This window comes from Sphingomonas sp. P4_D12, from assembly GCF_056401895.1.
The window spans coordinates 1-7,433 of the sequence record NZ_JBFUIL010000022.1 but is presented as its reverse complement, the minus strand read 5'-3'; the positions used below and the strand labels follow the sequence as shown (position 1 = coordinate 7,433).

At 65.9% G+C, this 7,433-nt stretch carries 8 protein-coding genes; 3 read left to right on the top strand and 5 right to left on the bottom strand.

The annotated features are described in order from the left end of the window. The first annotated feature begins 186 nt into the window (after positions 1-186). A complete protein-coding gene (locus AC1DSD_RS22395) occupies positions 187-486 on the top strand; it encodes an SEL1-like repeat protein (protein WP_478033197.1) in 300 nt (99 codons plus the stop codon). Between the two features lie 144 nt (positions 487-630). On the opposite strand, the gene topA is transcribed toward AC1DSD_RS22395, so the two are convergent. From topA to plsY, 4 genes are all read right to left on the bottom strand, one after another. Continuing rightward, positions 631-3,174 carry a type I DNA topoisomerase gene (gene topA / locus AC1DSD_RS22390; protein WP_478033196.1) on the bottom strand — a complete coding sequence of 848 codons (2,544 nt, stop codon included), beginning with the start codon at positions 3,172-3,174 and terminating at the stop codon, positions 631-633. A 59-nt stretch (positions 3,175-3,233) separates the two neighbouring features. Beyond that, positions 3,234-3,608 (bottom strand): hypothetical protein, encoded by a 375-nt coding sequence (locus tag AC1DSD_RS22385; RefSeq protein WP_478033194.1) that lies wholly within the window; start codon positions 3,606-3,608, stop codon positions 3,234-3,236. Positions 3,609-3,925: 317 nt separating this feature from the next. Beyond that, positions 3,926-5,008 (bottom strand): DNA-processing protein DprA, encoded by a 1,083-nt coding sequence (gene dprA, locus AC1DSD_RS22380; RefSeq protein WP_478033193.1) that lies wholly within the window; start codon positions 5,006-5,008, stop codon positions 3,926-3,928. Then, positions 5,001-5,609 (bottom strand): glycerol-3-phosphate 1-O-acyltransferase PlsY, encoded by a 609-nt coding sequence (plsY, locus tag AC1DSD_RS22375; protein WP_478033191.1) that lies wholly within the window; start codon positions 5,607-5,609, stop codon positions 5,001-5,003. The genes dprA and plsY overlap by 8 nt, the downstream gene beginning before the upstream one ends. 98 nt (positions 5,610-5,707) lie before the next feature. Between plsY and murI the strand changes: the two genes are divergently transcribed. Next, positions 5,708-6,499 (top strand): glutamate racemase, encoded by a 792-nt coding sequence (gene murI / locus AC1DSD_RS22370; RefSeq protein ID WP_478033190.1) that lies wholly within the window; start codon positions 5,708-5,710, stop codon positions 6,497-6,499. Here the strand turns inward: murI and AC1DSD_RS22365 are convergent. Then, positions 6,496-6,678, bottom strand: coding sequence for a hypothetical protein (locus AC1DSD_RS22365; RefSeq protein ID WP_478033188.1), 183 nt, complete (start codon positions 6,676-6,678; stop codon positions 6,496-6,498). The genes murI and AC1DSD_RS22365 overlap by 4 nt on opposite strands. 198 nt (positions 6,679-6,876) lie before the next feature. Between AC1DSD_RS22365 and AC1DSD_RS22360 the strand changes: the two genes are divergently transcribed. Beyond that, a partial coding sequence (locus AC1DSD_RS22360; RefSeq protein WP_478033187.1) for an aminotransferase class I/II-fold pyridoxal phosphate-dependent enzyme occupies positions 6,877-7,433 on the top strand: 557 nt, incomplete at its 3' end.

Genomic DNA, 7,433 nt, shown 5'->3' with positions numbered 1-7,433 from the left:
CTCCCCCACCCGACCGCCCAACAGCGTATTCTATGGGTGGTCGGGTGGGGGAGCGGGCCGGTGCCGGACGTTCGGCAATAGCCGAACTAAACAACCCCCTGAATTTCGTGGTTAAACGCCGTTAACCATTTGTTGACCGCTCGCCCCCCAAGGTAGCCCGGCCAAAGGGATAAAGGGGTGGCGACGATGGGCAGCAGCCTGAAGAATGCGCAGTTCCTGATCGAAAGCCGGCTGAGCGATGCCGCGCGGGGCGATTGGAATGCGTGCTACGATCTCGGGGTCGATTATTCGACCGGCGCGAACGGCGTCGATCTCGATCTGGTCGAGGCGCACAAATGGTTCAACCTCGCCGCGTCGCGCGGCGGCCATGAAGGCGCGCGCTATTGCCGCGCCGAAGTGGCCGATGAAATGACCGCACGAGAGATTGCGGAGGCGCAGACGCGTGCCCGGTCGTGGTTGAACGAAACGAGCAGCCGGGCCGCGTAACCGCCGTCATCCCAGACTCGTCCCCGCACCCGCCGCGCCGTCTGACAAATCGTCATCCCAGCGAAAGCTGGGATCTCAAGCAATTGAGATTCTGCGCGAGACCCCAGCTTTCGCTGGGGTGACGATTACTCGCTGGGGCGACGACTATTTCGCCGCCGCCTTCTTCTTGGCCGGCGCCTTCTTCGCAGCAGCCTTCTTCGCCGGAGCCTTTTTCGCCCCGCGCTTCCCCTTGCCGCCGGCCGGTGCCGCGGCTGCGCGCGTGTCGATCAATTGCGCCGCTTCCTCCAACGTCAGCTGATCCTTGTCGATCGTCTTGGGCAAGGTCGCGTTGGTCGTGCCGTCGGTGACATAGGCGCCATAGCGCCCTTCCATCAGCTTGATCTCGAGTTCGGTGCGCGGATGCGTGCCGAGCACCTTCAACGGCTCGCGCGATCCGCGCGCCGGACGGCCGCCATTCGCCGCCGCTTCGGCCAGTTTGACCACTGCCGCGTTCATCCCGGTCTCGAACACTTCGGCGGTCGACTGCAGCCGGGCATATTTGCCGTCATGCGCCAGATAGGGACCATAGCGCCCGATCGACGCGGTGATCATGTTGCCGCTCTCGGGATGCGCGCCGATTTCGCGCGGCAGGCTCAGCAGCTTCAATGCCCAGTCGAGATCGAGTTCGATATCCTTGGGAATCGACGCGCGCTTGGCATCCTTGCCCTCGCCGAGCTGGATATACGGTCCGAACCGGCCTGCCTTGCGCTCGACTTCCAGCCCCGTCTCGGGATCCTTGCCCAGCGATTCGGGACCGCTGTCCTCACCGTCCGCAGCACCCGCCTGGGCGAAGCGGCGGGTATATTTGCATTCGGGATAGTTGGAGCAGGCGATGAACGCGCCGAACCGGCCGCCGCGCAGCGACAATTGGCCCAACCCGCAATTGGGGCACAGCCGCGGATCGCCGCCATCGGCCTTGTCGGGGAAGAGGTAAGGCGCGAGGAACTGGTCGAGCTGCTGCGTCACTTCGGACGGCTTGAATTCCATCACCTCGGCGGTGCGCGGCTTGAAGTCGCGCCAGAACGCCTCGAGCACTTTCTGCCATTGTGCGCGGCCGCCCGAAATCTCGTCGAGTTCGTCCTCGAGCCCGGCGGTGAAGTCGAAGCTGACATATTTCTCGAAAAAGCGTTCGAGGAAGGCGGTTACCAGCCGGCCCGATTCCTCGGCGAAGAAGCGATTCTTCTCGACGCGGACGTAGTCGCGGTCCTTGAGCGTCTGGATGATCGAGGCATAAGTCGACGGCCGCCCGATGCCGAGCTCCTCGAGCCGCTTGACCAGCGACGCTTCGGAGAAGCGCGGCGGCGGCTGGGTGAAATGCTGTTCGGCAGTGACGTCGCGCTTGGCCGGCACGTCGCCGTCGCGCAGGCGCGGCAGGCGGCGCGATTCCTCATCGCCCTCGTCGTCACGGCCTTCCTCGTACAGCGCGAGATAGCCGGGGAAGAGTACGACCTGCCCGGTCGCGCGCAAGCCGTGGCGGCCGGTGCCGTCGGCGAGGTCGATCGTGGTGCGCTCCATCTGCGCCGAGGCCATCTGGCTCGCCATGGCGCGCTTCCAGACCAGCTCGTAGAGCCGGGCATGGTCGCCCGACCCGGCATGGTCGCGGCGGAAATCGGTCGGGCGGATCGCCTCATGCGCTTCCTGCGCGTTCTTGGCCTTGGTCTGGTATTGGCGCGGCTTGTCGGGGACGTAATTGGCGGCATAGCGCTCGGTGATCGCCTTGCGCGCGTCGGAAATGGCGCTGCCGTCCATCTGGACGCCGTCGGTCCGCATATAGGTGATCGCGCCATCCTCGTAGAGCGCCTGGGCGATGCGCATCGTGTGGCTGGCCGAGAAGCCGAGCTTGCGCGCGGCCTCCTGCTGCAGGGTCGAGGTGGTGAAGGGCGGCGGCGGGTTGCGCGTGGCGGGCTTGGTCTCGACCGACTGGACGGTGAAGCGGCCATTCTCGACGTCCGCTTTCGCCTTGAGCGCGTCGCCTTCCTTGCCGATCGACAAGCGGTCGAGCTTCTCGCCGTTCCACTTGATCAGCCGCGCGGTGAACGGCGTGCCGTCCTGCTCCAGGGTGGCGGCGACCGACCAATATTCCTGGCTGACAAAGGCTTCGATCTCGCGCTCGCGGTCGACGATCAGGCGCAAGGCGACCGACTGGACGCGGCCCGCCGACTTGGCGCCGGGGAGCTTGCGCCACAAAACGGGGGAGAGCGTGAAGCCGACCAGATAATCGAGCGCGCGGCGGGCGCGATAGGCGTCGATCAGGTCCTCGTCGAGCTGACGCGGATGCTTCATCGCCTCGGTCACGGTCGCCTTGGTGATCGCGTTGAAGGTGACGCGCTCGACCTGCTTGGGCAGCGCCTTGCGGTTGCGCAGGACTTCCTGGACGTGCCACGAAATCGCCTCGCCCTCGCGATCGGGGTCGGTCGCCAGGATCAGGCGGTCGGCCTTCTTGGCCTCGTCGGTGATCGCCTTGAGCTGCTTCGCCTTGTCGGCGTAATTTTCCCAATCCATCGCGAAGCCGGAATCGGGATCGACCGATCCGTCCTTGGGCGGCAAGTCGCGGACATGGCCGTAGCTCGCGAGAACGCGATAGTCGCTGCCCAGATATTTCTCGATGGTTTTCGCCTTGGCGGGCGATTCGACGATGACAAGCTGCATGGCGATGAAAAGCGATCCTTACGTGTACGCGCGAGGATGGGGAGCCCCGATGATGCCCGTCAAGCCGGGGCCTTGAGGCTCCGCCAGGCGAGGAAGAAGGCAATTCCCAGGATGAGGTCGCCGTTCGTCACGGCAAAGGTGGAGGTCGGCGCGCGTCCGTTCAACCATAGAATGAGGCTGGGGATCCAGAATCCGAATTTGGCCACTGCGGCGAGCGGCATGAAGGCGCGGTAGCCGACCGGGTCGCCGCCGATCGTCCAATAGACCAATTGCCACGCCGCGGCGGCGCCGACGAAACCATAATAATAGATCGGATGGTCGAGCATCGCTGCCGGTGCCGCGACCTGCCGCTCGAGGAAATAGAGCGGCACCAGGACGATCAGGCCGTAGATGGCTGCGGCGCGGAACAGCCAGCGGGCGGCCCTGGGAGTCATGCGAACACCTCGTTCGATTGGTTTCGAGAAATCGGTTACCGATGATTCTGTGTTTCGCATATCTCTGCCGATCAGCCGCCGCGACCTGAAAGGTCGTCATGCCGGGCTCGTCCCGGCATCCACTGTGCAGGTTAGCGCATAACTGGAGCTTCTTTTCCCGGGCTTGCCGCCCGGTGGCGTTCGAGCGAGATCGTGTCCCCCGGACACGATCTTGGCTTGCTGGGGGCAAGCCAAAGCTCGAACGGGCACAAGGCCGGGGTGACGTTCGGCTCATTCGATTCCAAGATCTCAACGCGTTCAGCGATGTTCGCGACGAGCTATTGGATCAGGCTCACCCTGCCCCCCGCATGGCGCTCGATCCGGCCGGCCAGTTCGAGTTCGAGCAGGACCAACGCGACCGTCGCGGGCGGCAAATCCGATTGGCGGATCAGTTCGTCGATCGCCACCGGCACCGGGCCGAGCAGGCCGATCAGCGCGCGGCGCTCGGCATCGTCAGGCTCGCCGCCGGGACGTCCGTCGAACGGGCTCGCCGGCGCGCGCACCATGCGCGGGTCGATCGGGCGGATCGTCTCCAGGATGTCGGCGGCCGACTGGACCAGCGCCGCGCCTTCGCGGATCAGCAAATTGCAGCCCTGGGCGCGCGGCTCAAGCGGACTGCCGGGTACCGCCATGACGTCACGTCCCGCTTCCGCCGCCAGCCGCGCGGTGATCAACGATCCCGATCGCGGTGCCGCCTCGACCACCACGGTGCCGGTCGCCAGCCCGGCGATGACGCGGTTGCGGTGGGGGAAATTGCGCGCCAGCGGCTCGCTGCCCGGCGGTTGCTCGGCGATCAGCAGGCCTTGTTCGGCGACCTGATCCTGCAGCGCGCGATTTTCGGGCGGAAAGGCGATGTCGATGCCGCTGGCGATCACCCCGATCGTGCCGGTCGTCAGCGATCCCTGATGCGCCGCAGTGTCGAGCCCGCGCGCCAGCCCGGAGACGATCACCACGCCCTCGCGCCCCAATTCGACCGCCAGCCCGCGCGCGAAGCGGCATGCCGCGGCGGAGGCGTTGCGCGCGCCGACCATGGCGACGCTGGTGCGCGAGAATAGCCCGATATCGCCCCGGATCGTCATCACCGCCGGCGCATTGTCGAGCTCGGCGAGCAGCGGCGGATAATCGGCGTCGTCGATGAACAGATAGCGCGCGCCGAGCTTCTCGACCCGGGCGATCTCGCGCTCGACGGTTGTGGCGTCGGCGATCCGGGGCGGTTTGCCGCCGCCGCGCGCGGCGAGATCGGGCAAGGCCTCGATCGCGCGCTCGGCGCTGCCGAACCGGGCGAGCAACTGGCGATAGGTGACGGGGCCGATCGTCGGCGTGCGGATCAGCCGCAGCCGCGCGAGCCGCGGGTCAGCCATCCTTCTTGGCGCCGATCCTCGGCTCGTTGCCCTGGATCAGCCGTTCGACATTGGCGCGATGCTTCCACAACACGATCGGCGCCAGCGCGACGAGCAGGAACACCGCGTCGAAATCGCCCAGCACCGCTGCTGTGATCGGCGCGGAGATCGCGGCGGCCATGCCCGCGACCGAGGAGATGCGAAGCACTACGAGCAGCCCCAGCCAGACCAGGGCATAGACCAGCCCGATCGGCCAATGCAGCGCGAGCACGATCCCCATCAAGGTCGCGACTCCCTTGCCGCCCTTGAACTTGAGCCAGACCGGATAGCAATGGCCGAGCAGCGCGGCCGCGGCGGCGGGAATCTGGTGGCCGTGGAACAGCCAGCCGGCGACCAGCACCGCGGCCGCGCCCTTGGCGAGATCGAGCAGCAAGGTCGCGGCGGCCAGGCCCTTCCGCCCCGTCCGCAACACATTGGTCGCGCCGATATTGCCCGACCCGATCTGGCGAAGGTCGCCGGCGCCGAACGCGCGGGTCAGGATGACGCCGAACGGGATGGAGCCGAGAAGGTAACCGAGCAGCACGGCGCCGGTCGGCGCTGCCCATAGATATTCCGTCGCCACGTGAACGCTCCCCCAATCGGCTGGATACATAATCGAGCGGACCACGGGTTTCCACTTATCTTGATCATTACGGATGCATCCCCTTAGAGACGCTACCCATGAATGATCGGCCGTTACTATTATTCGATTCCGGAGTCGGCGGCCTGTCGGTGCTCGCGGCGGTTCAGGCGCTGCTCCCCTCGGCGCCGTTAGTCTATGTCGCCGATTCGGGGGGGTTCCCCTACGGCACCAAGAGCGAGCTGGAGATCGCCGCGCGTGTGCCGGCGCTGCTTGGGCGGTTGGCCGAACGCTACGATCCGCGGTTGATCGTGATTGCGTGCAACACCGCGTCGACGATCGCGCTCGGCGCGGTGCGCGCCGCGCTCGATTTGCCGATCGTCGGCACTGTGCCCGCGATCAAGCCCGCGGCTGAGATCAGCGAGACACGCGTGATCGGCGTGCTCGGCACCGACGCGACCGTGCGCCAGCCTTATGTCGACGATCTCGCCGCGCGCTTCGCCGGCGATTGCACCGTCCTGCGCCACGGCTCGGCTGCGTTGGTCGAGCTCGCCGAAGCCAAGCTCCACGGCGAAACGCGACCGATCGCCGACTATCGCGCGGCGATCGCCGGGCTGTTCGACCAGCCGGGGGGCGACCGCATCGATGTCGTGGTCAATGCCTGCACGCATTTCCCGTTGGTCGGCGACGAACTCGCCGAAGCCGCGCCGCATCCGGTGCGATTCGTCGATGGCGCGCCGGGCATCGCGCGGCGTGTCGCATATTTGACGGAGGGGCAGGACTGGCCCGAAACGCCGCTCCATCGCGCCGTCTTCACCCGGTTCGGCGATGCCGAACGCCACCTCGCCCCGGCGCTGGCGCGCTATGGCATCAACCGCGCCGAATCGCTTTAGCGCTCTTGGACGGCGGGTCGGGGCGCCATGCGCAATCGCTGGGCGTATTGTTCGGCCAGCAATTGATGCGCGTGGCGCGCCGAGGGGTCGGCGGACTGCTCGGCGGCAATCCGTTCCTGCGCCTCGCGCCGGGCAAGATAATCTGAATCCTGGCCTTCGAGGCCAATCTGGTTGGACATCACAAAGCTCCGACAATTCAAGCGGGAGCGTTCCTGCTCTCGATCGCCCGGCCTGTTCGGACCCGTGAACGCCGGCGACGACTCGCTCTATACCACGCCAATGCGACACTTGTGCTGACACAAAGCAGTTTCGCGATTGCGGCGTTTGCACGTCTTACCCATGGAAAATCGGTAAAACCCACGTTATTGGCGCAGTTCATGAGCGATTCCACCGCGCGGCCCGTCGATTATTCGCGGGTATTCACCCAGGCGATCGACCGGCTGCATGCCGAGGGGCGGTATCGCGTGTTCATCGACATATTGCGCAACAAGGGGGCGTTCCCCAATGCGCGGTGCTTTGCCGGGCATAACGGACCGATGCCGATCACGGTGTGGTGCTCGAACGATTATCTCGCGATGGGTCAGCATCCCAAGGTGATCGCGGCGATGGAAGAAGCGCTGCACGATGTCGGCGCGGGCTCGGGCGGCACGCGCAATATCGGCGGCAACACGCATTATCATGTCGATCTCGAGGGCGAGCTGGCCGACTTGCACGGCAAGGAAGGCGCCTTGCTGTTCACCTCGGGCTATGTCTCGAACGAAGCGACCTTGGCGACCCTGGGCAAGATCCTGCCCGGCTGCATCATCTTCTCGGACGAGCTCAACCACGCCTCGATGATCGCCGGCATCCGCAATTCGGGCTGCGAGAAGCGCGTGTTCCGCCACAATGACCTGGCGCATCTCGAGGAACTGCTCGCCGCCGAAGACCCCAACGC

Bases quoted from the DNA above. Each gene is read 5' to 3' on its own strand.
- AC1DSD_RS22395 (WP_478033197.1), top strand. From the start codon at position 187: ATGGGCAGCAGCCTGAAGAATGCGCAGTTCCTGATCGAAAGCCGGCTG.
- topA (WP_478033196.1), bottom strand. From the start codon at position 3,174: ATGCAGCTTGTCATCGTCGAATCGCCCGCCAAGGCGAAAACCATCGAG.
- AC1DSD_RS22385 (WP_478033194.1), bottom strand. From the start codon at position 3,608: ATGACTCCCAGGGCCGCCCGCTGGCTGTTCCGCGCCGCAGCCATCTAC.
- dprA (WP_478033193.1), bottom strand. From the start codon at position 5,008: ATGGCTGACCCGCGGCTCGCGCGGCTGCGGCTGATCCGCACGCCGACG.
- murI (WP_478033190.1), top strand. From the start codon at position 5,708: ATGAATGATCGGCCGTTACTATTATTCGATTCCGGAGTCGGCGGCCTG.
- AC1DSD_RS22365 (WP_478033188.1), bottom strand. From the start codon at position 6,678: ATGTCCAACCAGATTGGCCTCGAAGGCCAGGATTCAGATTATCTTGCC.